The organism is Streptomyces sp. NPDC059875, from assembly GCF_042731085.1.
Taxonomy (GTDB): Bacteria; Actinomycetota; Actinomycetes; order Streptomycetales; family Streptomycetaceae; genus Streptomyces.
Genome location: NZ_JBHWJZ010000006.1, coordinates 189,089 through 212,098 on the forward strand (window position 1 = coordinate 189,089; position 23,010 = coordinate 212,098).

The 23,010-nt window shown below is 69.8% G+C and carries 21 protein-coding genes; 14 read left to right on the forward strand and 7 right to left on the reverse strand.

Annotation, left to right across the window (positions count from 1 at the left end):
• Positions 1 to 198: 198 nt before the first annotated feature.
• The 3 genes from ACFV9D_RS09990 to ACFV9D_RS10000 all read left to right on the forward strand — a co-directional run bounded on the left by ACFV9D_RS09990 (position 199) and on the right by ACFV9D_RS10000 (position 2,612).
• Positions 199 to 972 (forward strand): GntR family transcriptional regulator, encoded by a 774-nt coding sequence (locus ACFV9D_RS09990; RefSeq protein WP_385143605.1) that lies wholly within the window; start codon positions 199 to 201, stop codon positions 970 to 972.
• Positions 969 to 1,547 carry a GNAT family N-acetyltransferase gene (locus ACFV9D_RS09995; RefSeq protein WP_385143607.1) on the forward strand — a complete coding sequence of 193 codons (579 nt, stop codon included), beginning with the start codon at positions 969 to 971 and terminating at the stop codon, positions 1,545 to 1,547. Before ACFV9D_RS09990 ends, ACFV9D_RS09995 begins: the two co-directional genes overlap by 4 nt.
• A gap of 156 nt (positions 1,548 to 1,703) precedes the next feature.
• Positions 1,704 to 2,612: a hypothetical protein gene (locus ACFV9D_RS10000; RefSeq protein WP_385143609.1), complete on the forward strand. Its 909-nt coding sequence runs from the start codon at positions 1,704 to 1,706 to the stop codon at positions 2,610 to 2,612.
• A 641-nt stretch (positions 2,613 to 3,253) separates the two neighbouring features.
• Here the strand turns inward: ACFV9D_RS10000 and ACFV9D_RS10005 are convergent.
• Both ACFV9D_RS10005 and sigJ read right to left on the reverse strand, forming a co-directional pair.
• Positions 3,254 to 4,441, reverse strand: coding sequence for an NAD(P)/FAD-dependent oxidoreductase (locus ACFV9D_RS10005; protein WP_385143611.1), 1,188 nt, complete (start codon positions 4,439 to 4,441; stop codon positions 3,254 to 3,256).
• Positions 4,442 to 4,534: 93 nt separating this feature from the next.
• Positions 4,535 to 5,479 carry an RNA polymerase sigma factor SigJ gene (sigJ, locus tag ACFV9D_RS10010; RefSeq protein WP_385143613.1) on the reverse strand — a complete coding sequence of 315 codons (945 nt, stop codon included), beginning with the start codon at positions 5,477 to 5,479 and terminating at the stop codon, positions 4,535 to 4,537.
• 145 nt (positions 5,480 to 5,624) lie between these two features.
• On the opposite strand from sigJ, the gene ACFV9D_RS10015 reads away from it, so the two are divergent.
• Complete coding sequence (locus tag ACFV9D_RS10015; protein WP_355110824.1) at positions 5,625 to 5,990, forward strand: PH domain-containing protein; 366 nt, start codon at positions 5,625 to 5,627, stop codon at positions 5,988 to 5,990.
• 105 nt (positions 5,991 to 6,095) lie between these two features.
• On the opposite strand, the gene ACFV9D_RS10020 is transcribed toward ACFV9D_RS10015, so the two are convergent.
• Positions 6,096 to 6,815 carry an RNA-guided endonuclease TnpB family protein gene (locus ACFV9D_RS10020; RefSeq protein ID WP_385143615.1) on the reverse strand — a complete coding sequence of 240 codons (720 nt, stop codon included), beginning with the start codon at positions 6,813 to 6,815 and terminating at the stop codon, positions 6,096 to 6,098.
• Positions 6,816 to 7,090: 275 nt separating this feature from the next.
• Positions 7,091 to 7,324: a hypothetical protein gene (locus ACFV9D_RS10025; protein WP_385143617.1), complete on the reverse strand. Its 234-nt coding sequence runs from the start codon at positions 7,322 to 7,324 to the stop codon at positions 7,091 to 7,093.
• Between the two features lie 197 nt (positions 7,325 to 7,521).
• Between ACFV9D_RS10025 and ACFV9D_RS10030 the strand changes: the two genes are divergently transcribed.
• The 10 genes from ACFV9D_RS10030 (at position 7,522) to ACFV9D_RS10075 (ending at position 18,905) form a co-directional block, all read left to right on the forward strand.
• Positions 7,522 to 8,436, forward strand: a complete 915-nt coding sequence (locus ACFV9D_RS10030; RefSeq protein ID WP_385143619.1) for a Bro-N domain-containing protein — start codon at positions 7,522 to 7,524, stop codon at positions 8,434 to 8,436.
• 79 nt (positions 8,437 to 8,515) lie between these two features.
• Entirely contained in the window at positions 8,516 to 9,361 is an 846-nt protein-coding gene (locus ACFV9D_RS10035; RefSeq protein ID WP_385143621.1) for a DUF2797 domain-containing protein, read from the forward strand.
• 65 nt (positions 9,362 to 9,426) lie between these two features.
• A complete protein-coding gene (locus ACFV9D_RS10040) occupies positions 9,427 to 9,762 on the forward strand; it encodes an antibiotic biosynthesis monooxygenase family protein (protein ID WP_385143623.1) in 336 nt (111 codons plus the stop codon).
• Positions 9,749 to 10,657: an amidohydrolase family protein gene (locus ACFV9D_RS10045; RefSeq protein WP_385143625.1), complete on the forward strand. Its 909-nt coding sequence runs from the start codon at positions 9,749 to 9,751 to the stop codon at positions 10,655 to 10,657. Before ACFV9D_RS10040 ends, ACFV9D_RS10045 begins: the two co-directional genes overlap by 14 nt.
• A gap of 40 nt (positions 10,658 to 10,697) precedes the next feature.
• Positions 10,698 to 11,465, forward strand: a complete 768-nt coding sequence (locus ACFV9D_RS10050) for a response regulator transcription factor (protein WP_385143627.1) — start codon at positions 10,698 to 10,700, stop codon at positions 11,463 to 11,465.
• Positions 11,466 to 11,472: 7 nt separating this feature from the next.
• Positions 11,473 to 12,981, forward strand: coding sequence for a sensor histidine kinase (locus ACFV9D_RS10055; protein ID WP_385143629.1), 1,509 nt, complete (start codon positions 11,473 to 11,475; stop codon positions 12,979 to 12,981).
• 26 nt (positions 12,982 to 13,007) lie between these two features.
• Positions 13,008 to 14,279, forward strand: a complete 1,272-nt coding sequence (locus tag ACFV9D_RS10060) for a glycosyltransferase (protein WP_385143631.1) — start codon at positions 13,008 to 13,010, stop codon at positions 14,277 to 14,279.
• On the forward strand, positions 14,276 to 16,489 hold the full coding sequence (locus tag ACFV9D_RS10065) for an ArnT family glycosyltransferase (protein ID WP_385143633.1): 2,214 nt from the start codon (positions 14,276 to 14,278) through the stop codon (positions 16,487 to 16,489). Before ACFV9D_RS10060 ends, ACFV9D_RS10065 begins: the two co-directional genes overlap by 4 nt.
• A 76-nt stretch (positions 16,490 to 16,565) precedes the next feature.
• The gene (locus ACFV9D_RS10070; protein ID WP_385143635.1) at positions 16,566 to 18,089 is read left to right on the forward strand and encodes an MFS transporter; all 1,524 of its coding nucleotides are present in this window, start codon (positions 16,566 to 16,568) and stop codon (positions 18,087 to 18,089) included.
• Positions 18,090 to 18,131: 42 nt separating this feature from the next.
• On the forward strand, positions 18,132 to 18,905 hold the full coding sequence (locus ACFV9D_RS10075) for a TetR/AcrR family transcriptional regulator (RefSeq protein ID WP_385143862.1): 774 nt from the start codon (positions 18,132 to 18,134) through the stop codon (positions 18,903 to 18,905).
• A gap of 66 nt (positions 18,906 to 18,971) precedes the next feature.
• Here ACFV9D_RS10075 and ACFV9D_RS10080 read toward each other — a convergent pair whose 3' ends face one another.
• The 3 genes from ACFV9D_RS10080 to ACFV9D_RS10090 all read right to left on the reverse strand — a co-directional run bounded on the left by ACFV9D_RS10080 (position 18,972) and on the right by ACFV9D_RS10090 (position 22,899).
• Positions 18,972 to 19,775 (reverse strand): YceI family protein, encoded by an 804-nt coding sequence (locus ACFV9D_RS10080; RefSeq protein ID WP_385143637.1) that lies wholly within the window; start codon positions 19,773 to 19,775, stop codon positions 18,972 to 18,974.
• Positions 19,776 to 20,037: 262 nt separating this feature from the next.
• The gene (locus ACFV9D_RS10085) at positions 20,038 to 22,440 is read right to left on the reverse strand and encodes an MFS transporter (RefSeq protein WP_385143639.1); all 2,403 of its coding nucleotides are present in this window, start codon (positions 22,438 to 22,440) and stop codon (positions 20,038 to 20,040) included.
• Positions 22,441 to 22,455: 15 nt separating this feature from the next.
• Entirely contained in the window at positions 22,456 to 22,899 is a 444-nt protein-coding gene (locus tag ACFV9D_RS10090) for a MarR family winged helix-turn-helix transcriptional regulator (protein WP_385143864.1), read from the reverse strand.
• Positions 22,900 to 23,010 lie beyond the last annotated feature (111 nt).

Here is a 23,010-nt window from a genome sequence, read left to right on the forward strand (position 1 = left end):
ACGGAGCTCTCCGGGCGTCGAAGGCGACGCTCCCAGTGGGAATGCCGCCGCAAGCGGGCACGCTTAATGGTGCTGCACCACTTGCTCAACTTGTTGGTACAAGCTGATGCAGTGATGCTGCACCCACGGACAGTGAGTCGTCAAGAGATCGGGGCCCACATGTACCAACAAGTTGAGCGAGTGCGTCATGATGGGGTCATGAACAAGCAGCCGAAGTACCGGCAGGTGGCCGACGCGCTCCGTCGCGAGATCGACAGTGGCGTCTACCCGCCGGGCTCTCGCCTGCCCTCCGAGGCGGATCTCTCCAGCCGTTTCGATGCGTCCCGGAACACGGTTCGCTCGGGATTGAACATGCTGGTCAGTGAGGGGTTGATCTCGTCAAGCCAGGGGCTTGGGTATGAGGTGCGGAAGCATGAGGTGTTCGAGCTGAACGCCTCCCGCTTCGAGAACCTGACGTTCCCGCAGAACGGGGACGCCTACAACACGGACGTCACCAACGCCGGCCGTCGGCCGACGCAGACCTTCCGTGTGGAAGTCACCCCGGCGAGCGAGTACGTGGCGGAGCGCCTGAAGGTGGATGGCAGTTCCACGACGGTCCTCCGGTTCTGCCACCGGTTCGTGGACGACGTGCCGTGGTCGACTCAAGCCACGTACTACCCCGACTGGCTCGTGAAGGACGCTCCCCGTCTCGCCGAGCCGGGTGACATCGCCGAAGGGACTACCCGCTATCTGGCCGAGATCGGCATCGAGCAGATTGGGTACTTCGACGAGATCGCAGCGCGGATGCCCACCCCTGATGAAGCCAGGCTGTTGGACATCGGCGGCGGCGTACCGGTGCTGCTGTGGACGCGCACGGGCTACTCGGGCGACAAGCCGATCCGCTGCACGGTCACCACGTTCCGAGGCGACCTGAACCGCATGAACTATGAGATCGGGACGCTGTCCGCCCGCCAGGAGGATGAGCCCCAGTGATCGTAGAGAGCGCAACATCGGACGATCTCGGCAAGCTGCTGGCCTTCAGGGAGGAGGCTGCATCCTGGCTGACTGCGCTTGGCACTGATCAGTGGCGCCGTCCTTACCCGGCAGACAAGCTGCTGGCCACCATCGAGACCGGCGTCGTCTTCATGGTGCGCGACGGCGCCGCAACGGCTGCGACGATCACCTTGACCCCTGAAGCTGAGGATGGGCTCTGGTCCGATCAGGAGCTTGCCGAGCCTTCGATGTTCGTGAACAAGCTGACCGTGGCACGAACGCACTCGGGCCAGGACCTCGGCGGCCGGCTGCTCGATTGGGCAGGGGATCGGGCTCATCGTTCCGGCGCCGCGTGGCTCCGACTCGACGCCTGGACGACGAATGCCGCCCTTCAGCGGTACTACCTCCAGCACGGCTTCGATCACGTCCGCACTGTCACCGAGGGTGGAGCGGTGAACGGCGGGCCGCGCGTATCGGGATGGCTTGCTCAGCGTCCCGCGCGCGCCGCTCAGGATCACGGACTCCGGGATCTGACGCGGCCGTGTCGGCCGCTCACCCGTGGCGGGCGGCCTTGAACGCGGTGCAGGGACCGGTGGGGGCAAGTTCCCTCCACGCAGTGAAGAAATTCGCCCATTTGGAGGAAGTGCCCTTGCGTTCACTCTATTCAGGGAAATACAGGGAGGGTAGCCGCAGTATCGCAAGGGGGTCGAGTGAATCGACAAATTCGCCACTTGAAGCGACAGATGTCAAGGGTGCACGCAGAGGGAAAGGAAGCGAGTCGACGCCCGAGCCTCCTTAAGCAGCATTGGCAGGAGTTGCTCACTTTCGCAGGATCCCTCCTCGGCCTATTCTTTGTTTTGCTAAATGCGGGATACATTCAATTTTACGAGGCGCTGGGTGTGCGCCCGGAGGAAGTGGGCCTAGACCGTGTAGGGGTACTCGCCCGGACGGCAGGGCTCGCGCTCTGCGCTTACGTAATTCTCCTGGCGATCGGGCTGGTCGCCTACTGCATTCCATTCATTCGCAAGCATCCGATGATCTCACTGTGCATCTCATACGGCATTCTTGCACTGGTTCAGGTTATCGGAATCGTACAGGAAAGTGTCTGGCTCGTAGGAGTGCTGGCGCCTGTAATCACATTGGCCATGCTTCTCGTTTTCGTTCTAACTCACAGAAAGCTTGGCAAATTTTCCACGGCAGCCGCCGTTGCCGGGGGGACGCTCGCGCTTGCGATGACTCTCTTTGCGCAACTTGCCGCCGTGGAGATGCGAATTGAAGCGGCAATCCGCGGATACCCGGTCGATCCAATTGACGTCTTCACATTTCCCGTTCTCGACATTTCTGCTCATCCGGCACGCGTCACACTGATGGATAAATCGAAGCCAGGTCCCGAAGCGCTGGAAGATCCCAACTTGCTATTCCTGGGAAAGGGGCCGAATGTGGCGGCATTCCTCGCCTGCGGGAACACGATCATTATTCCAACAGATGCGGTTTTGGTGGAAGCTGGCAGGCTTCGCCCATACACCGCGGTTAGGGACGTCAGGCTTCGCCCAGACAGTGAGAACAGGCTTGCTTTCTGTCACTGTGTAACCACGAACAAGGGTGATTGCGGACGAGTATTGACTGACTCGGCAAAATGATTACTACAGGCGCCGGACACCCCAATCAGCGGCTGGGTCCTCGCCGACGATGGCCGAGACGACATGCCGGTCTTGCGTGCTCGTGGTGGCGATCCATGAGCCCTGACCGTGCTGGCCGTGCGGTGGATAGATCTACGGAACGACGAAGCGCCGCGCATTGCTCCCCAGCAAGCGGCGTCCCAAGAGCGAACGCGTGGGACGTTTTCTTGCGCGCCACGCCGCAGCTGGGTTTCTGACAGGAGCAGCGAGCGCTCTCGGAGCTGTAGTAGTACGAGTGTGGCTCCACTGACGCGGCCCCGATCAGCTGACATCAGCGGCTGACATCAACACCAGCGAACGCCACAGGACACCCGCGGCTGGAGGGCCGTAGCGGCAGGCCCACGAGCCAGGCATCCGGCAGGTCGCTGCGCGGGGTGAAACGCATGGCACGCGCCTACGGATCAGAAGGTTGCAGGTTCGAATCCTGCCGAGTGCACATCAGACGAGAGGCCCCCGGAGAGATCCGGGGGCCTCTCGCGTTGGGGTCGTACAGCAGTGACGTACAGCAGTGACGTACAGCAGCGACGTACATGCGACTGCGCCCGGCCGGTGGCCGAGGGCCCCGGACGGGAGTCCGGGGCCTCTTGTGTTGTGCCGGGTGGTCAGGCCGGTGCCTGGGCCGGGGTGGCCCGGGGGTGGGCGAGGCGGCGGGGGCGGGTCGGGATGCCGAGGACCGGGTTGGCGACGCCCCAGGCCGCGCCCTTGCAGATCAGCTCCTTGTAGACGGCGGCGAGCCGTCCTGTCAGGGCCCCCTTGACGGCGCGGTCGTCGGCCGTGACGTACTGGATCAGGCCGTCCTTGCGGCCCAGCGAGATGCACTGGTTGAAGTACCGGATGGGCGTGTTCGGGATCTTGCCGCCGGTCAGGCGCGCCGCGATGGTGTCGGCGGCCTGCCACGCCATCGGGGTGCCCGTGGCGCACGACATCCGCAGCGGCTTCTCGCCGGGGCCCATCGCCATGGCGGCGTCGCCGACGGCGTACACGTCCGGGTGCGAGACCGAGCGCATGGTCCGGTCGACCACGATCTGGCCCGTGTCGGTCAGCTCCAGGGTGGTGGCCTGCGCGATCGGGTGGACCGCGAAGCCGGTGGTCCACACGGTGACCGCGGCCGGGATGGACGCCCCGTCGGCGGTGGCGACGCGGTCGGCCTCGACGGCGGTGACCGCGGCCTGCTCGTGCACGGTGATGCCGAGCTTGTCGACGACCTTCCGCAGGTGCCGGCGGCCCTTGGGCGAGAGCCAGTCGCCGAGCTCGCCGCGGGCGGCGAGCGCGACGTCGAGGTCCGGGCGGGCCTCGGCGATCTCGGTCGCGGCCTCCAGGCCGGTGAGGCCCCCGCCGACGACGACCACGGGCTGTCCGGCGTCCAGACGGGCCAGACGCTCGCGCAGCCGGAGCGCTCCGGCGCGGCCGGCGATCTGGTGGGCGTGCTCCGCCGTGCCGGGGACGCCCTGGCTGTTCCAGCCGCTGCCGAGGGCGTAGACGAGGGTGTCGTACTCCAGTTCCTCGGCGGCGCCGTTCGCGTCGACGGTGACGGTCTTGCGCTCGACGTCGACGCCGGTGACCTTCGCGAGCTTCAGCTCGACGCCGGTGTCCGCGAACATCTCGCTGAAGGGCCGCGGCTTGAGGTCCTGGCCGACGGCCAGCTGGTGCATCCGGACGCGCTCGACGAAGTCGGGCTCGGCGTTGACGAGGGTGATGGCGACGTCCTCGCGGTGCAGTCGCTTGGCGAGGCGCCCGGCAGCGATGGCTCCCGTGTATCCGGCTCCGAGGACGATGATGCGGTGCTGCATGTCCGTGCTCCTGTCTTCAGCGGGTTCGCCACCTGAACCGGGCAGCCCGCCGTTTCCTGACAGGAGCGGGATGTGAAGCACGTCACATCGATGTCAGAATGCGTGGAGCAGCGGTTCCCCATGGCCGGCGGCCGCCCATCGCTCCGTCGCGCGCTGGAGCTTGTCGGGGTTGACCTGGCTGCGGAACGCGGCGATGCCCCCGGCGTCGAACTCCGGGCAGATGACGCCGATGACCCGGCCCTCGACGACCGCCACGATGGCGGGGGCGCCGTTGGCGGTCGTGATGTAGATGTCGGCCGGGCCGCCGACGATGGCGCGCTTGGCCTTGCTGGGCTTGAACAGCCCCCGCATGAACCTCGCGACCGCCAGGGCGCCTTCGAACGCCTTGGCGCGGGCCGGGACCTTCCCGCCGCCGTCGCCGATCGCGATGGCGTCGTCGGTGAGCATCCGTACGAGCAGTTCGGTCTGGCCGTTGGTGGCGGCCGCCAGGAACTCCTCGACGATCCGCTGGGCCGCGGCCTCGTCGATCTCGCTCCGGGCCTTTCCGTCCGTGACGTGCTTCTTGGCGCGGTGGAAGATCTGCTGGCTGGCGGCCTCGGTGATGTCGAGGATCTCGGCGATCTCCCGGTGCGGGTAGTCGAAGGCCTCCCGCAGCACGTACACCGCCCGCTCGTTGGGGGAGAGGCGTTCCAGCAGGGTGAGGACCGCGTACGAGACCGATTCGCGCTGTTCGGCGGTGTCGGCCGGGCCGAGCATCGGGTCTCCGGCGAGCAGGGGCTCGGGGAGCCATTCGCCCACGTAGGTCTCGCGTCGCGCGCGGGCCGAGGTGAGCTGGTTGAGGCAGAGGTTGGTGAGGACCTTCGTCAGCCAGGCCTCGGGGACCTCGATGCGGTCCACGTCGGCGGCCTGCCAGCGCAGGAACGTGTCCTGTACGGCGTCCTCGGCCTCGCTCGCGGAGCCGAGGAGGCGGTACGCGATGGCCTTCAGGCGGGGCATGGAGGCTTCAAACCGGTCCACGTCGTTCATGGTCAGGGCCATGACCAGGATCCTAGCTCTCACGGCGGCGCGGCCGCTGTTTTCGGCGAAGTGCCGTTCCTGGACAACCGTTCCGCCCCTTCGTGGGTCTCCTGAGGCGGATAAAGTCTGAAGATCGTTCTCTCTTCTGAATTGTGGGGGTTGGGGTATGGCACTGTTCGGGAACGCGCACAAGATCGACCCGGCGCAGGCGCAGCAGGACTACGCGCGGCTGCTCGGGCAGGGGGAGCAGATCCACGCCGCGTATCTGCTGATCCGCGACACCATCTTCTTCACCGACCGTCGGCTGGTCCTCGTCGACAAGCAGGGCATCACCGGCAAGAAGGTCGAGTACCACTCGATCCCGTACCGGAGCATCACGCACTTCGCCGTGGAGACGGCCGGCACGTTCGACCTGGACGCCGAGCTGAAGATCTGGATCTCCGGCAACTCCGTCCCTGTCCAGAAGACCTTCACCAAGGGCGTGGACATCTACGAAGTCCAGGCGATCCTGACGCAGTTCGTGGCGCGGTAGTCCCACGGCGTGCGGTGAGAAGCGAGGCCTCCGGGGTTCCCGGGGGCCTTCTCCTTTTGGGTCACCTTCTCGGCCGTGAACGGTCGGGCATGTGTGGCCCGGTGTTCACACCTTGTCGCGCTCCCGACTGTCCCCTACGACGGGACGGTCACGGGACGCATCTCCCGCTACCGGCTGCGCCGGGTGCGGGACGGGCATGGTGACGAATACCCACGCCAGGCGTGCACGGTCGCGCACGTTGGTCCCGGCGACGACGTCGGCGGGACCAACGAGCCCACACTGACGACAGCGGAAAGTGTCCCGAGTGGGCCGGTTGGCGCGCTCGGTGTGGCCACAGCGCGGGCAGCGCTGGGAGGTGTAGGCCGCATCCACTTCTATGAATGGCACCCCGGCGCGACGCGCCTTGTAGGCGAGGTGCTGTCCGAGTTGATGGAAAGGCCAGGAAGAGAGTGTGGCCCGCTGGTCGCGGCGAAGCCGTACCCGATCGCGGATCCCGCCGAGTTCCTCGACAGCGATCCCACGACCGGTGCGTTGCGCGACGGCCACGATCTCCTTACTGATCCCATGGTTCACGTGCGCGGCATGGCGACGTTCCTTCCTCGAGCGGCGAGCCAGTCGCCGTCGGGACGAGGGGGTGTTCTTCCTCTGCAACTCGGCACGCTTCCGCGGGCCTGCCACCTGCGATAGCGGTCCAGGCGTCGTCCCTGATAGTTGATGCCGTCGCTGGTGGTGGCGAGGTTTACGACGCCCCTGTCCACGCCGAGCCAGTCGACCGGCTCGTGGACCTCTGGGTCGGGGAGGTCGCAGGTGGCGATCAGAAATCACCTTCCACCCTGTTGGATGAGAGCGCTCTCGCCCTTGCGGTGCTCGACCAGAGTCTTGAACTGGTCCGGCGAGCAGGCAAAGCGTAGGTTTTTCAGTCGGCCGTCCACCGTCCAGATCGACACGGTCTGCCGGTCGTACTGCCAGGACAGACAGCGGTCGTCGAACGGTTGTGCCGCATCCGGTCGGAACGCGACCGGTCCGGCCGGCGCCTTGCGATGTCGCTGCGAGTGCGAAGGGCCAAGCGCCCTGGATCGGGCCTGTGCTCGTAGCGTGGCCTATGCGTCCACGACCTTCTTCACGACTCGTACTGCCGGCTGAGCCGAGAGCCCGAAATTGCCCTTGAGATCCGCGTACACGAGCTTCTGCAGGCTGTTGCGGTCCTTTACACCGCTCGCGAACGCGACGTTGGAGGCGTGGATGGCGGCCCGGTTGCATGCACGCAAGGTTGCCTCCAGTGCCGCCGCCTGTGCGGGCGTCGGCTGGAGCTTGACCTTGACCACCAGCTTCATGACCACGCACTGTAACGATGATGCTGCACGGATGTACCACTCTCGTACGCCTGTCACTCCATCTCGCGACTCGATCGAGTACGTGTTCCTGCCTGCTGGGTGGCGAACCGTGCTCGACACAATCGGGTGAACAGGACTGATTGTCATGACAGTTGAATATGCCTTGGGCCTAGCTTCCCTCGTGGAGGTGATGCTCGATGGACGAGCAGTACAGGCAGGACGAGCAGTACGGGCAGAAGAAGGACGCGATCGACATCAACGACTTCGTGTTCGCGGCCACAGGCGCGCGGCTGCGGAGGCTGACGATGCCGGACGGGACGCACTGGTTCCCGGCCGTGGATGTGGCGAGGCATCTTGGGTACGTGAACACACGTCAGGCGCTGCTTGCACATGTGGAAACCGAGAGTCACGTGGTGTTCGGTGATGTTGCACGAAGCGTCTGTGGAGCAGACGCTTCACGCAACATTGCAGGTCACGGCTTCAAGAAGTCGATGCGCATGGTGAATCTCCAAGGACTCATCCAGCTCGTCAACGCCTGCACCAAGCCCGAGTGCGCCCCCTTCAAAGCCTGGGTCTCCGAAGTCATCGCCACCATCCAGCGTGACGGTTCCTACGCCCTCGAACCGTCTCCCGTGCATCCCGGGTACGTCATGCCCCAAGCCGTCGCCGACATCATCGTGCGGCTCGAGGAGCGGAACCTGCGGCTGGACGAGGAGTTCGCCGCCCGTGAGTCCGAGCGCCTCGCGCTCATGCAGGAGACGAACCGCTCGCAGCAGGCGACCGCCCAGGCGCTCTCCCGGATCGCCGACTCCCTCGAGCGGCTCGCCCTTCCCGCCCAGCGCGTCGCGCGGCCCGCCATGACTCCGCAGGAGCTCCTCGCCTCCTGGCAGACCGACCACCTCGCCGTCACCGGTGACGTGCACGCCGTCGCCGCCTACCTCGCGCCCGCGCTCGTGCGCGGCGGCGCGCGGTACCGGCTGGAGGAGATCGCGGAGCGGACCGGGCTCGCGGTCGAGCGGGTGCAGGACTGTGTGGGGTTGCTCGTCGAGCGGGGGTGCATGCGGCAGACCGGGTCCGCCCGCGACGGGGCGAGGATCTACGTGCTGCCCTAGGGCCTGTCCGGCGGACTGGGAGACTGGGCGGTGACGACGGACGGGGTGGAGCGAGCGCGTGGTGTGGCGATGTGCCGGGATGCGGTGGAGCGGGGGTGTTCCCGGGCTCCGCTGGGAGGGTGGGCGGGTGTCCGTGCTCGCGTACGGGCAGCAGATCGCCTTCCGGGCCGTCGGCGGCCGGCGGTGCCCGGGTGCCCGCGGCAACCCCTGCCCGCTCGAAGCGACCGTTCCGGCGCGTGCCACAGGCGGGCAGTGCCCCGAATGCGCGCGGCTCGACCGGGCCCACTCGGTCGCCGCCGACACGATCGCCGACGATCCGCGGACGTACCGCGTCTACCTCGCCTGGTTCGGGCCCGGGATGACCAAGGTCGGGATCACCGCCGAGGAGCGGGGTGACGCCCGGCTCCTGGAGCAGGGGGCCGTCGCCTTCAGCTGGCTCGGGCGGGGGCCGCTCATGGCCGCGCGGCGGACCGAGGAGCTGTTGCGGCACGCCCTGAAGGTGCCCGACCGGATTCCGTACGCGCAGAAGCGCGCCGTACGGCACGAACTGCCGGACCCGGACGCGCGCCGCCGCGAGATCGAGGTCCTGTACGGGCGGGCCACCGGGCTCGCCGGGTGGACCGAGACCTTGGAACGGCTGGAGTTCCGGGCGTACGACCACGGTGAGGCCTTCCGCCTCGACGGCCTGCCCCCGCTCGCCGGCACCGTCACCGAACTCGTCGAGGACGGCGTCGTCGCCGGGCGGCTCCTTGCCGCCGCAGGGCCTGACCTGCACCTTCTCGACGCCGATGGGCGCGTGCTCGCCCTCGACACCCGTCTGATGCGTGGCTGGGGGCTCGTCGCGGCGGAGGCCGGTACGCCGTCCGTCACCGTGCCCGTGAAGAAGGCGAACACCGACGTCCAGGACGGGCTGTTCCCGGAGTAAAGACTTGGATCCCTTCCGGCGGCCCGTATGGACACGGCCACCGCGCCCGGCGGAGGGTGATCCACATGACCCCGAACCTGGTGGCGGGCCTCGAACCGCCCTACTACACCGCTGTCTTCACCTCGATCCGTCCCGACGCCCCCGAGGGGTACGCCGAGACCAGCGCCCGTATGCAGGAGCTCGTCAAGGACGTCCCCGGCTTCCTCGGCTACGAGTCCGCCCGCACCCCCGGCGGCATCGGCATCACCGTCGCCTACTTCCGCGACCTCGAGTCCCTGGACGCCTGGCGGCTCGAGCCCGAGCACCAGGAGGCCAAGCGTCACGGCCGGAAACACTGGTACGAGAGCTACAGCGTCCACATCGGCAAGGTCGAGCGGAGTTACGGCTTTGACAAGGGATGACCCCCGAGAGTTCGTCCGGCGGCTCGGGCTGCCCGGCCTGATCGACGTCCACACCCACTTCATGCCGCAGAACGTCCTCGACAAGGTCTGGGCCTACTTCGACTCCGTCGGCCCCCTCACCGGCATGGAGTGGCCCATCACCTACCGCGAGGAGGAGGACCGCCGGGTCGCCCTCCTCCGCGAGTTCGGGGTCCTGGCCTTCACCTCGATGCTCTATCCGCACAAGGCCGGCATGGCCCCGTGGCTCAACGGCTGGGCCGCCGACTTCGCCGCCCGTACGCCCGGCTGTCTGCACACCGCCACCCTCTACCCGGAGCCGGACGCGACCACCTACGTCGGGCAGGCCATCGACGACGGGGCCCGCGTCTTCAAGGTGCACCTCCAGGTCGGCGGGTTCGATCCCAACGATCCGCTGCTCGAGGCGAGTTGGGGTGCTCTCGCGGACGCCCGCGTGCCCGTCGTCATCCACTGCGGCTCCGGACCCGCCCCCGGCAAGTTCACCGGCCCCGGGCCCGTCGGCCGGCTGCTCGCCCGCCATCCCCGGCTGCGGCTGATCGGCGCGCACATGGGGATGCCCGAGTACGCCGACTTCCTCGACCTCGCCGAACGGTACGGAGGCGTCCACCTCGACACCACCATGGCCTTCACCGACTTCAGCGAACGCCTCGCGCCCTTCCCCGTCGCCGAGCTTCCCCGGTTGCGCGAGCTGGGGGACAGGATCCTCCTCGGCTCCGACTTCCCGAACATTCCCTACCCGTACGTCCACCAGCTCCAGGCCCTCGAACGGCTCGGCCTCGGCGACGACTGGATGCGCCGGGTGCTGTACGAGAACGGCGCCGCGCTCTTCCCCCAGGACGCTGTGGACTTTCAGGTTTCTCAGGGAATTCACAGGTAAGGGAAAGGACGCTCTCAGTACCTCGGGACAGCGTGGCCGTATGACTGCGACCAAGCCGGCGTCGACCAAGTCGACCGCGACCAAGCCCCGGGGGCGTACTGACATGCTCCGGCCCGACGGCTCGGCCGTCCGCGTTCTCGTCGTGGACGACGAGGCGTCGCTCGCCGAGCTCCTCTCCATGGCCCTGCGGTACGAGGGCTGGCAGGTGCACAGCGCGGGCGACGGCGCCGGGGCCCTGCGCGCCGCGCGGGAGTTCCGGCCCGACGCCGTGATCCTCGACGTGATGCTGCCCGACATGGACGGGCTCTCCGTGCTCGGCCGGCTGCGGCGCGAGCAGCCGGAGGTGCCGGTGCTGTTCCTGACCGCCAAGGACGCCGTCGAGGACCGGATCGCCGGTCTGACGGCGGGCGGCGACGACTACGTCACCAAGCCGTTCAGCCTGGAGGAGGTCGTGGCGCGGCTGCGCGGGCTGATCCGGCGGTCCGGTGCGGGGCAGGCGCGCAGCGAGTCGTTGCTCGTCGTCGGTGACCTGACCCTGGACGAGGACAGCCACGAGGTCACGCGCGGCGGCGAGTCGATCCATCTCACGGCCACCGAGTTCGAGCTGCTGCGCTACCTCATGCGCAATCCGCGCCGGGTGCTCAGCAAGGCGCAGATCCTCGACCGGGTGTGGTCGTACGACTTCGGCGGCCAGGCCAACGTCGTCGAGCTGTACATCTCCTACCTGCGGCGGAAGATCGACGCGGGGCGCTCCCCCATGATCCACACCCGGCGCGGGGCGGGCTATCTCATCAAGCCGGGGGAGTAGTCCGCCGATGCGCCGCCCCCGTTCCTGGTCGCTCCGCACCAGGCTCGTCGTCTCCGCCGTCGCCCTGATCGCGGTCGTCGCGGCCGTGATCGGGACGGTGACGACGATCGCGTACCGCTCGTACCTGTACGACCAGGCCGACGAGCGGCTCCGGAACGTCTCGGCCCGCGCGATGGGGCCGCCTCCCGCCCTGCGCTCCCAGGAGCCGGGCGGCGACCCGCTCGCCTTCGTCCTCGGGCCCGGCGCCCCGCTCGGCACGGTCGGCGCGGTGGTCGTGGACGGCGGCACGCTGGGCGAGGCCGACCGGTCCGTCGAGGTCGAGCAGGACGGGTATCGGCCGCAGGACAAGAGCACCCCGCTCGACGAGGCGCAGCGCGCCGCCCTGGACGCCGTGTCACGCGACAGCCGGCCGCACACCGTCGAGCTGCCGGGCCTGGGGGACTACCGGGTCGTCTACGTCAGCGGCGGCAACGGCGACTTCCTCGTCGGGCTCCCCCTCACCGAGCTCCAGAGCTCCCTCTCCACGCTGATCCTCGTCGAGGTGAGCGTCACGGGCGCCGGTCTCGTCGCCGCCTCGCTGGCCGGCGGGGCGCTGGTCGGGATCGCGCTCCGGCCGCTGCGGCGGGTCGCCGCGACCGCCACCCAGGTCTCCGAACTGCCGCTGCACAGCGGTGAGCCGGCCCTCCACCACCGGGTCGCGGAGGCGGATCCGCGCACCGAGGTCGGGCAGGTCGGTGCGGCCATCAACCGGATGCTCGACCATGTCCACTCCGCGCTCCACTCCCGTCAGCAGAGCGAGACGCGGGTACGGCAGTTCGTCGCGGACGCCAGCCACGAGCTGCGCACGCCGCTGGCGTCGATCCGGGGGTACGCGGAGCTGACCCGGCGCGGCCGGGAGGAGTGCGGGCCCGACACCCGGCACGCGCTCGGGCGGATCGAGTCCGAGGCGACCCGGATGACGGGTCTGGTGGAGGACCTGCTGCTGCTCGCCCGGCTGGACGCCGGACGCCCGCTCTCCTACGAGAGCACCGATCTCGCTCCCCTGGTCGTGGACGCGCTCTCCGACGCCCGCGCGGCCGGTCAGGACCACATGTGGCGGCTCGAACTGCCCGAAGACGACGGGTCGGCGGTGACGGTACGCGGCGACAGCGCACGCCTCCACCAGGTCCTGGTCAACCTCCTGGCCAACGCCCGGACCCACACCCCGCCGGGTACGACCGTCACCGCCCGCGTACGGACAGCGGGCGGTCACGCCCTCGTCGAGATCGAGGACGACGGGCCCGGCATCCCGCCCGAGCTCCTGCCCGCCGTCTTCGAGCGGTTCGCCCGCGGCGACGCCTCCCGCTCACGGCACGCCGGCAGCACCGGGCTCGGCCTCGCCATCGTCCGCGCGGTGACGGTCGCCCACGGCGGCGACGTCGGCGTCAGCAGCGTTCCTGGGCGGACCCTCTTCGTCGTGCGCCTCCCGCGCGAAGTCGACTCACAGGCAGGGCACAGGCTGATCACACAGCGGTGACAGCGGGCGCGGCGAGGGTCTGTGCCATGCGAACCCAAACGATCGCGGGACCCACGCCCGGCACCCTGCCCGCCCGGGAGCATCTGCCCGTCGGTGTGGCCGGGCGGCCCGTCCTCGATGTGGTGATTCCCGTCTACAACGAGGAGAAGGACCTGGAGCCGTGCGTCCTGCGGCTCCACGACCACCTCTCCCGCACCTTCCCGTACGGCTTCCGCATCACGGTCGCCGACAACGCCTCCACCGACCGGACGCCCGAGGTGGCCGCGACGCTCGCCGCGATGCTGCCCGAGGTGCGTTCCGTACGGCTGGAGGAGAAAGGGCGGGGGCGGGCGCTGCGTACCGTCTGGTCGCACTCGGACGCGCCCGTCCTCGCCTACATGGACGTGGATCTCTCCACCGATCTGAACGCCCTGCTGCCGCTCGTCGCGCCGCTCATCTCCGGCCACTCCGACCTGGCGATCGGCTCCCGGCTCGCCCGCTCCTCGCGGGTGGTGCGCGGGCCGAAGCGGGAGTTCATCTCGCGGGCCTACAACCTGATCCTGCGCGGTTCGCTCGCCGCCCGGTTCTCCGACGCGCAGTGCGGGTTCAAGGCGATACGCGGGGAGGTCGCCGAACGGCTGCTGCCGATGGTGGAGGACACGGGCTGGTTCTTCGACACCGAGATGCTCGTCCTCGCCGAGCGCGCCGGGCTGCGCATCCACGAGGTCCCGGTCGACTGGGTCGACGACCCCGACTCCACCGTCCACATCGTGAAGACGGCCACCGACGACCTGAAGGGCGTCTGGCGGGTGGGCCGGGCGCTCGCCACCGGCTCGCTGCCGCTCGACCGGCTCTCCCGGCCCTTCGGGGACGACCCCCGGGACCGTGAACTGGCCGGGGTCCCGCGCGGGTTGGCCCGGCAGCTGGTCGGCTTCTGTGTCGTGGGCGTGCTGTCCACCCTCTTCTACGTCGCGCTGTACTCGGCCTTCCGGCTCGGCGTCGGCTCCCAACTCGCCAATGCGGCAGCACTGCTGGTCTCCGCCGTCGCCAACACGGCCGCCAACCGGCGTCTCACGTTCGGGGTGCGGGGCCGGGACCGTGCGGTCCGTCACCAGGCGCAGGGGCTCGTCGTCTTCGGTATCGGTCTCGCCCTGACCAGCGGCTCGCTCGCCGCGCTCGGCGCGGCCACCGGCGACCCCGCCCACTCCACCGAACTCGCCGTGCTGGTCGTGGCCAACCTCGCCGCGACCGTCGTGCGCTTCCTCCTCTTCCGGCTCTGGGTCTTCCCGGACGCCTCCTCCTCAAGGAACACCCGATGACCACCTCGTACGGCACGCCTTCCGTGCCTTCCGCGCCCCCGGCGCACGCTGCCCATGCCGCGCCGCCCGGCCGCCTCGCCCGCGTCTGGCGCGGGCGGGCCGAGGACGCGCCCTGGGTGCGCCCCGCGTTCCTCGGCCTCCTCCTCGCCACCACGCTGCTCTACCTCTGGAACCTGAGCTCCTCCGGCTACGCCAACTCCTTCTACTCCGCCGCCGTCCAGGCCGGCAGCGAGAGCTGGAAGGCGTTCTTCTTCGGCTCGCTCGACGCGGCGAACGCCATCACCGTCGACAAGCCGCCGGCCGCGCTCTGGCCGATGGCGCTGTCCGTGCGTCTCTTCGGGCTCGGGTCCTGGCAGATCCTGCTGCCCGAGGTGCTGATGGGGGTGGCGACCGTCGCCGTCCTCTACGCGGCGGTACGGCGCCGGTTCGGCGCGGGCGCCGGGCTGCTCGCGGGCGCGGTGCTCGCGCTCACCCCGGTCGCCGCGCTGATGTTCCGCTTCAACAACCCGGACGCGCTGCTCGCCCTGCTGATGACGGTCGCCGTGTACTGCGTCCTGCGCGCCCTCGAGGGCGCGAAGAGCGGCACGAAGTGGCTGGTGTGGGCGGGGGTCGCCTTCGGCCTCGCGTTCCTCGCCAAGACGCTCCAGGCGTTCCTGATCCTCCCGCCGCTCGCGCTCGTGTACGCGGTGTGCGCACCGGCCGGCATCGGTCGCCGGTTCGGCCAACTGGCCCTGGCCGGGCTGGCGATGATCGTCTCCGCCGGCTGGTGGGTGGCCCTGGTCGAGCTGTGGCCGGCGTCCTCCCGTCCGTACGTCGGAGGGTCGCAGAACAACAGCTTCCTGGAGCTCACCTTCGGCTACAACGGCCTGGGCCGGATCAACGGCAACGAGACCGGAAGCGTCGGCGGCGGGGGCCGCGGGGGCGGCGGCGGAGGTCAGGGCGGCGGCTGGGGCGAGACCGGCATCGGGCGGATGTTCAACGACGCCGTCGGCGGTCAGATCTCCTGGCTGCTCCCCGCCGCGCTGATCCTCCTGGTGGCCGGTCTGGTGATCACCTGGCGCTCGTCCCGGACGGACACGGCGCGCTCCGCGTTCCTGGTCTGGGGCGGTTCGCTGCTGATCACGGTGGCCGTGTTCAGCTTCATGGCCGGCATCTTCCACGAGTACTACACGGTGGCCCTGGCCCCGTACGTCGCGGCGCTCGTCGGCATGGGCGCGAGCGTCCTGTGGGAGGAGCGCGGCCGGTTCCTCGCCTCCGCGACCCTCGCAGTGACGGTCGCGGCGACGGCGGTCTGGGGGTACGTCCTGCTCGGCCGGACACCCGACTGGCTGCCGTGGCTGCGCTGGGCGGTCTTGGTCGCGGGCTCGCTCGCCGCGATCGGGCTGCTGCTCGCCGGACGCCTCGACCGGCGGATCGGGCTCGGGATCGCGGGGCTCGGTCTGGCGGCGGGGCTCGCGGGGCCGTTGGCGTACACGCTGGCGACGCTGGACAGCGGCCACCAGGGGTCGATCGTGACGGCGGGTCCGTCGGGGGCCGGCTTCGGCGGGCGTCCGGGCGGCGGCATGCGGATGGGCGGGGGCGAAGCCCCGGGCGGCCAGATGCCCGGCGGTCAGATGCCCGCAGGCCAGGACGGTCAGGGTGGTCAGGACGGTCAGGGCGGCCAGCGGGGCCAGATGCCGGGCGGCCAAGGTGGCCAGGGTGGTCAGCAGGGCCAGATGCCAGGGGGAACCGGTGGCGGGCAGATGCCCGGCGGCCCCGGCGGCACCCCGCCCCAGGGCACCGGCACGGGCACGGGTACCGGTACCGGTACGGCGACCGGCGAGCGCGGCGGCCCCGGCGGTGGCGGCGGCATGGGCGGGCTGCTCAACGGCGCGAGCGTCGGCTCGAAGGCCAAGGCCGCCCTCCTCGCCGACGCCGACGACTACACCTGGGTCGCCGCGGCGGTCGGCGCGCAGAACGCGGCCAGCTACCAGCTCGCCACCGAGAAGCCGGTGATGGCGATCGGCGGCTTCAACGGCAGCGACCCGTCCCCGACCCTCGCCCAGTTCAAGCAGTACGTGGCCCAGGGGAAGATCCACTACTTCGTCGGTGGCAGCGGCGGCGGTGGCGGGATGGGTGGCAACTCGGAGATCTCCGAGTGGGTCACGGCCACCTTCGAGCAGGTCACTGTCGACGGCGCCACGCTCTATGACCTGACCGAGAAGAAGTAATCGCTATACAGCGTAAGAGACTCCTTGTACGGTGTACGAGACCTAGTCCCGTACACCGTACAAGGAGTGCTGTCCCATGACGGCGACGACCGCCGCGAACGAACCCATCGCCGGGAAACCCACCACCGGCGGGCACCCGCAGCGCTGGCTGATCCTCGGCGTCATCTGCCTCGCCCAGCTCACCGTGCTGCTCGACAACACCGTTCTGAGCGTCGCGATCCCTTCGCTGACCTCCGAACTCGACGCGTCCACCACCGACATCCAGTGGATGATCAACGCGTACTCGCTCGTCCAGTCCGGCCTCCTGCTCACCGCCGGAAACGCCGCCGACCGCTACGGCCGCAAGAAGCTCCTCGCCGTCGGCCTCGCGCTCTTCGGCATCGGCTCGCTCGCCGCCGGCCTCGCCGACTCCACCGGGCAGCTGATCGCCGCCCGCGCCGGCATGGGCGTCGGCGGCGCGCTGCTGATGACCACCACCCTCGCCGTCGTGATGCAGATCTTCGACGACTCGGAGCGGGTCAAGGCGATCGCCCTCTGGTCCACGGTCAGCTCGCTCGGCTTCGCCGGCGGCCCGCTGATCGGCGGCGTCATCCTGAACCACTTCTGGTGGGGAATGATCTTCCTCATCAACATCCCGGTCGCGCTGATCGGCCTGATCGCCGTCCTCAAGCTCGTACCGGAGTCGAAGAACCCCCAGGGCGATCGCCCCGACCTGATCGGCGCGCTGCTCTCCACGATCGGTATGACGGCCGTCGTGTACGCGATCATCACCGGCCCCGAGCACGGCTGGACCTCCGCCGAGGTGCTGCTCCCGGCCGCCGTCGGCGCCCTCGTCCTCGGCGCCTTCGCGCTGTACGAGCTGCGCATCCCGTACCCGATGCTCGACATGCACTTCTTCCGGAACCAGAAGTTCATCGGTGCCATCGGGGGCTCGCTGCTTGTCGTCTTCGGCATGGGCGGCTCGCTCTTCCTCCTCACCCAGCACCTGCAGTTCGTCCTCGGCTACGAGCCGCTCGAGGCCGGTCTGCGGATGGCGCCGCTCGCGCTGACGATCGTCGGTCTCAACCTGACCGGTGTCGGCCCGCGGATCGTCATGAAGATAGGTACGCCGGTGGCGGTGCTGCTCGGCATGACCCTGGTCTCCGGCGGCCTCACCTCGATCGCCGTGCTCGGCGGCGGTACGGACGGCAGCTACTGGGGGATGCTGCTCGGCCTGGTCCTGATGGGCGCGGGCATCGCGGTCTCCTCCCCGGCCATGGCCAACGCCATCATGAGCGCCATCCCGCCGGAGAAGGCGGGCGTGGGCGCCGGCATCAACGGCACCCTCGCCGAGTTCGGCAACGGCCTGGGCGTCGCCGTCCTCGGAGCCGTCCTCAACGCCCGGTTCGCGGCGCTCGTCGCGGTCACCGCCACCTCGCTGCCCGCGGCCCTCAAGGCGGCCGGCAGCGACGCCGAACGGGCGGAGATCTCCGACGCCTTCGCCTCCGGCCTCCAGACCAGCCAGCTGGTCGGCGCGGTCGCCGTCTTCGCGGGCGGCCTGCTCGCGGCGGCGCTGCTGCGGCGGGCGGAGCGGTCCGAGAAGAAGGAAGCGGCTGCATAGCATGGTGAAGGACCGCTGACAGTGAGCTCACGGAGGAACGCGATGGTCAAGGCCGGCGACCGGGCCAAGAACCCGGCGGGTTCCAGCGTGTGGCTCGAGAAGCGGACCCCGCGCAGCGGAGGCGGCCCGGCCGGCCTCGACCGCGACCGGATCGTGGCGACCTCGATCCGGATGCTGGACGAGGACGGCCTGGCCGGCCTCTCGATGCGCAAGCTGGCGACCGAACTGGGCGTCACGGCGATGTCGCTGTACTGGTACGTGGACACCAAGGACGACATCATCGAGTACGCCCTCGACGCCGTCTACGAGGAGATCGACCTGGAGGCCGTCGCCGCGGCCGAGGACTGGCGCGACCGGCTCCGTACCCTCGCGCTCGGCTACCGCCGACTGCTGGTCCGCCACCCCTGGGTCTCGCCCTGCGTCGGCGTGTATCTGAACGTCGGGCCGCGGGCGCTCGGCGTCGGGGTCGCGATCCAGGACGCCGTCCGGGCGACCGGACTCCCGGTCCACGGCCAGCCGGGCACGCTGTCGGCGGTGTTCCAGTTCGTGTACGGATACGGCACGGTCGAGGCCCTGTTCGCGCGGCGCTCGGCCGAGGCGGGCATGACGCAGGACGAGTTCTACACGGAGTCCGTCGCCGCCTTCCGCGACGAGCCGCAGCTCGCCGAGCCGATGGCGAAGATGGAGGAGCTCTTCGCCGAGCGCGCGTCGCACGACAGCGTCAGCGACATGTGGGAACGGGACTTCGCCTACGCCCTCGACGTCCTGATCGCGGGCATCGAGGTGATGGTGGCCCGGGAGACCGGCCGGTCCTAGAGATCCGGCCGGTCCTGAGATCCGGCCGGTCCTGAGACCCGGCCGGTCCTGAGGGCCCGCGGCCGCTCAACTCTCCTGTATCGCCTGGATGTCCAGCGTCACCCGCAGCGTCGCGCCGATCGCCGCGATGCCCGCCGACACCACCTGGTTGTAGTTCATCGCGAAGTCCTCGCGCCGCAGTTCGGCCTCGGCGCGGAACGCCGCCCGCACCCCGCCCCACGGATCCGCGCCCGTCCCCAGGTAGCTGAGGTCCAGCGGGACCTCCCGCGTGACGCCCCGCAGGGACAGCTCGCCGTCGACGGTCCACCGGTCCGGGCCCGCCGCCCGCAGCGCCGTACTGCGGTACGTGATCTCCGGGAAGCGGTCCACGTCCAGGAAGTCCTCGGACCGCAGGTGCTTGTCCCGCAGGTCGTTGCCCGTGTCGACGGAGCCGGCCGCGATCACCGCCTCCACCCGCGACGCCAGGACGTCCGGCGCGATCTCGATCCGGCCGGTGAACTCCGTGAAGCGGCCGTGCACGCTGGAGATCCCCAGGTGCTGGGCCACCGCACCGACCGAGGAGTGCGCCGCGTCCAGGGTCCACGCGCCCGGCGGCGGCAGTGCCGTACCGCCCGCGCGGCCCAGGACGACCGTCCCCACATCCGCCCGCCCGCCCCCGCCGACCAGCGCCGTGCGCGCGTCCGGCGCGTAGCCGAGCGCGGTCACCACCACCGTGTACGCCCCCGGAGCCAGCGCGCCCTCGGCCCGTACGACTCCGTCCCCGTCCGCAGCCGCCCGCAGGACCTGTCCGCCCGATCCGTCCGTCACGGTCACCACCGCGTGCTGGACCGGCCACCCGTCTCGGGTCCGTACCTGTGCGTGCAGTCCCATCCGTACCCTCACTCTGCGCAGAGAACTACGGGGCGGCAGGCCGTCCCCTCTTTTTGCGCTCGCTCCCCTCCGGGGCGCTTGAGCCGCTGTCGACAGTCGACCGTGCTCGCCCGCTCGTCCCTCGCGGCCTCCGCGCTCCCCCTGCCTTCGGCGGGAGGTGCCCCCACTCCTTTTCGACAGCGGCGCGCCCCTTCGGCTCGCTCGCTGTGCCTGCCGCCCCGGACCCGGCCGCGCCTCCGCTCGAAGCGCGGCCGGGGGTCGGTCACTCGCCCGGGTGGGCGAGTTCGATGTCGTGGCCGTCGACGCCGGCGCCGGTCACGGTCAGTCGGCCCGCCACCGGCGGGTAGCCGGTCGCGATGAGCGTGTACTCGCCGGTGTCCAGGTCCGCGAAGGCGTACGCGCCGTCCGTGTCCGTCGTCGCCGACGCCTTCACGTTCCCGGCGGCGTCGACCAGGGTCACCCGCGCGTCGGCCAGCGGCCGGTGGTCGAGCCCCGCGCGGACCGTGCCGTGGACGGCCGCGCCGGCCGCGAGGGCCACGTCGAGCCGGGTCACGCCCTGGCCGCCGATCTCGACGGGCAGCGCCTGCGGGCGGTGACCGGCGGCGGTGACCGCGACCGTGACCGCGCCCGGCACCAGCTCGCCGAAGGCGAACGTGCCGTCCGCGCCGGACTTCCCGGTGGCCAGCACCTCGCCCCGGACGTCCGTGATCACGACCATCGCCCCGTCCACCGGCGCGCCGCCCTCGGCGGCGGTCACCGCGCCGGTGAGCCCGCTGGTGCCGGTCAGGAGCACGTCGTGGGCGAGCGGACCGTCGTTCACGACGACCGTGGATGCCTGCGGCTGGAAGCCGTCGGCGGAGGCGATCAGGACGTACGAACCGGCGGCCGGGGCGTCGAAGGCGTACCGGCCCTCGCCGCCGACGACCGAGCGGCCGAGCTGCTGCCCGCCGAGCGAGATCAGCGTGAGCGTCGCGCCGGGGAGGTCCGTCCCCTCGGCCGTACGGACCGTGCCGCTGATGGTCAGTCCGGTGGACACGGCGACCGGCGCGCTCACGGCGACCGGCTCCTCCGACGTCGTCACCGGCGCCGCGTCCGTCCGACCGGTCGAACTGCTCTTCAGCGCGACCTCCTTGATGAAGATCGTCACCACGAAGGCGAGCAGGGCGAACGGCGCCGAGTAGAGGAAGATGTCGGCGACACCGTGTCCGTACGCGTCCTCCATGACGGTACGGATCGGGGCCGGCAGCTTGTCCATGTCCGGGATGGAGCCGCTGGTACCGCCGCCGCCCATGCCCGCGGCCTTCGGGCCGAGGGCGGCCATGCCGTCCTGGACGTAGTGCGTGACCCGGTTGGCCATCACCGCGCCGAGCGCCGAGACGCCGATCGCGCCGCCGAGCGAGCGGAAGAAGGTGACGACGGAGGACGCGGAACCGAGGTCCGCCGGGGCCACCTGGTTCTGCGTGCACAGCACCAGGTTCTGCATCATCATGCCGAGGCCGAGACCCATGACGCCCATGAACAGCGCGATGTGCCAGTACTCCGTGTCGTAGCGGATCGTGCCGAGCAGGCCGAGTCCACCGGCCGTCAGGGCACCGCCGCCGACCAGCCAGGCCTTCCACTTGCCGGTCTTGGTGATGACCATGCCGGAGACGGTCGAGGAGACGAACAGACCGGCGATCATCGGGATGGTGAGGACGCCGGACATGGTCGGCGACTCGTTGCGGGCCAGCTGGAAGTACTGGCTGAAGAAGACCGTGCCGGCGAACATCGCGACGCCCACGAAGAGCGAGGCGAGCGAGGCGAGGGTGATGGTGCGGTTACGGAAGAGGCGCAGCGGGATGATCGGCTCGGCGGCCTTCGACTCGACGAACACGAAGAGCGCGCCGAGGACGACGGAGCCGCCGACCATGGCGGCCGTCTGCCAGGACATCCAGTCGTACTTGTCGCCCGCGAAGGTCACCCAGATCAGGAGCAGGGAGACCGCGGCGCTGATGACGAAGGCACCGGTCCAGTCGACCTTGACCTTGCGCTTCACGACCGGGAGCTTCAGCGTCTTCTGCAGGACGAGGAGCGCGATGAGCGCGAAGGGCACGCCGACGTAGAAGCACCAGCGCCAGCCGAGCCAGTCGGTGTCGGTGATGACGCCGCCGAGCAGCGGGCCGCCGACGGTGGCGACGGCGAAGGTGGCGCCGAGGTAGCCGCTGTACCGGCCGCGCTCACGCGGGGCGATCATGGCGGCCAGGATGATCTGGGAGAGGGCGGTCAGACCGCCCACGCCGATGCCCTGGACGACGCGGCAGGCGATGAGCATGCCGGTGTTCTGGGCGAGACCGGCGACGACCGAGCCGGCGACGTAGATGACCAGTGCTATCTGGACCAGCAGCTTCTTGGAGAAGAGGTCCGCGAGCTTGCCCCAGAGGGGGGTGGTCGCGGTCATCGACAGAAGAGCGGCCGTGACCACCCAGGTGTAGGCGGACTGGCCGCCGCCGAGGTCGGTGATGATCTGGGGGAGGGCGTTGGAGACGATCGTCGAGGACAGGATGGCGACGAACATGCCGAGCAGCAGCCCGGAGAGCGCCTCCATGATCTGCCGGTGCGTCATGGGCGCCCCGCCGGAGGTGTGGCCGCCCGCCTGCGTGGGCGGGGCGGGGGTGGTCGTGGCCATGAACTTCCTTTGCTGTTACGCGTGGTGGGCCCGGCAGTCCCCGAAGGAGTCGCGGAGTCGGGCGAGCAGGACGGTGAGCAGTTCGACGTCGTCGTCGGACCATTCCGCGAGGTTGCGGGTGAACGTCTCGGTCACCCGCCGGTCGAGCTCGGCGAGCATGTCGTGGCCGGCGGTGGTGAGCCGCAGGATCCGGGAGCGCTTGTCGGCGGGGTCCGGGAGCCGCTCGACCCAGCCGTGATCCACGGTGTGTGCCACATGGCGACTGCTGACGGACATGTCGACGGCCATCAGCTCCGAGATGCGGCCCATCCGCATGTCGCCGTGGTGCTTCAGGAGTGCCAGTACGGCGGCGGATCCGCCCTGGCACTCGACGGGCAGGACGCGGGCGAGCCCGCGCTTCACGGCGCCGATGGCGCTCACCTGGCGGGCGAGGTTCTCGTAGCGATTCCGCGTGGCCACGGTGTCCATGGGGCACTCCCGCATCTTGTTGCTTAGGGCAACCATAGAGATGGATGGTTGCTCCAGGCAAACTAAATCGGTCAAACGGCGCTAAAGAATCGGCAAAGGGGG

Excerpts from the sequence above, each read along its gene's own strand:
- ACFV9D_RS10035 (WP_385143621.1), top strand. The coding sequence starts at position 8,516 with ATGCGGTGGAGCGGGGGTGTTCCCGGGCTCCGCTGGGAGGGTGGGCGG.
- ACFV9D_RS10065 (WP_385143633.1), top strand. The coding sequence starts at position 14,276 with ATGACCACCTCGTACGGCACGCCTTCCGTGCCTTCCGCGCCCCCGGCG.
- ACFV9D_RS10085 (WP_385143639.1), bottom strand. The coding sequence starts at position 22,440 with ATGGCCACGACCACCCCCGCCCCGCCCACGCAGGCGGGCGGCCACACC.
- ACFV9D_RS10040 (WP_385143623.1), top strand. The coding sequence starts at position 9,427 with ATGACCCCGAACCTGGTGGCGGGCCTCGAACCGCCCTACTACACCGCT.
- ACFV9D_RS10070 (WP_385143635.1), top strand. The coding sequence starts at position 16,566 with ATGACGGCGACGACCGCCGCGAACGAACCCATCGCCGGGAAACCCACC.
- ACFV9D_RS10030 (WP_385143619.1), top strand. The coding sequence starts at position 7,522 with ATGGACGAGCAGTACAGGCAGGACGAGCAGTACGGGCAGAAGAAGGAC.
- ACFV9D_RS09990 (WP_385143605.1), top strand. The coding sequence starts at position 199 with ATGAACAAGCAGCCGAAGTACCGGCAGGTGGCCGACGCGCTCCGTCGC.
- ACFV9D_RS10050 (WP_385143627.1), top strand. The coding sequence starts at position 10,698 with ATGACTGCGACCAAGCCGGCGTCGACCAAGTCGACCGCGACCAAGCCC.
- ACFV9D_RS10055 (WP_385143629.1), top strand. The coding sequence starts at position 11,473 with ATGCGCCGCCCCCGTTCCTGGTCGCTCCGCACCAGGCTCGTCGTCTCC.
- ACFV9D_RS10060 (WP_385143631.1), top strand. The coding sequence starts at position 13,008 with ATGCGAACCCAAACGATCGCGGGACCCACGCCCGGCACCCTGCCCGCC.
- ACFV9D_RS10025 (WP_385143617.1), bottom strand. The coding sequence starts at position 7,324 with ATGAAGCTGGTGGTCAAGGTCAAGCTCCAGCCGACGCCCGCACAGGCG.
- ACFV9D_RS10015 (WP_355110824.1), top strand. The coding sequence starts at position 5,625 with ATGGCACTGTTCGGGAACGCGCACAAGATCGACCCGGCGCAGGCGCAG.
- ACFV9D_RS10075 (WP_385143862.1), top strand. The coding sequence starts at position 18,132 with ATGGTCAAGGCCGGCGACCGGGCCAAGAACCCGGCGGGTTCCAGCGTG.
- ACFV9D_RS10005 (WP_385143611.1), bottom strand. The coding sequence starts at position 4,441 with ATGCAGCACCGCATCATCGTCCTCGGAGCCGGATACACGGGAGCCATC.
- sigJ (WP_385143613.1), bottom strand. The coding sequence starts at position 5,479 with ATGGCCCTGACCATGAACGACGTGGACCGGTTTGAAGCCTCCATGCCC.
- ACFV9D_RS10080 (WP_385143637.1), bottom strand. The coding sequence starts at position 19,775 with ATGGGACTGCACGCACAGGTACGGACCCGAGACGGGTGGCCGGTCCAG.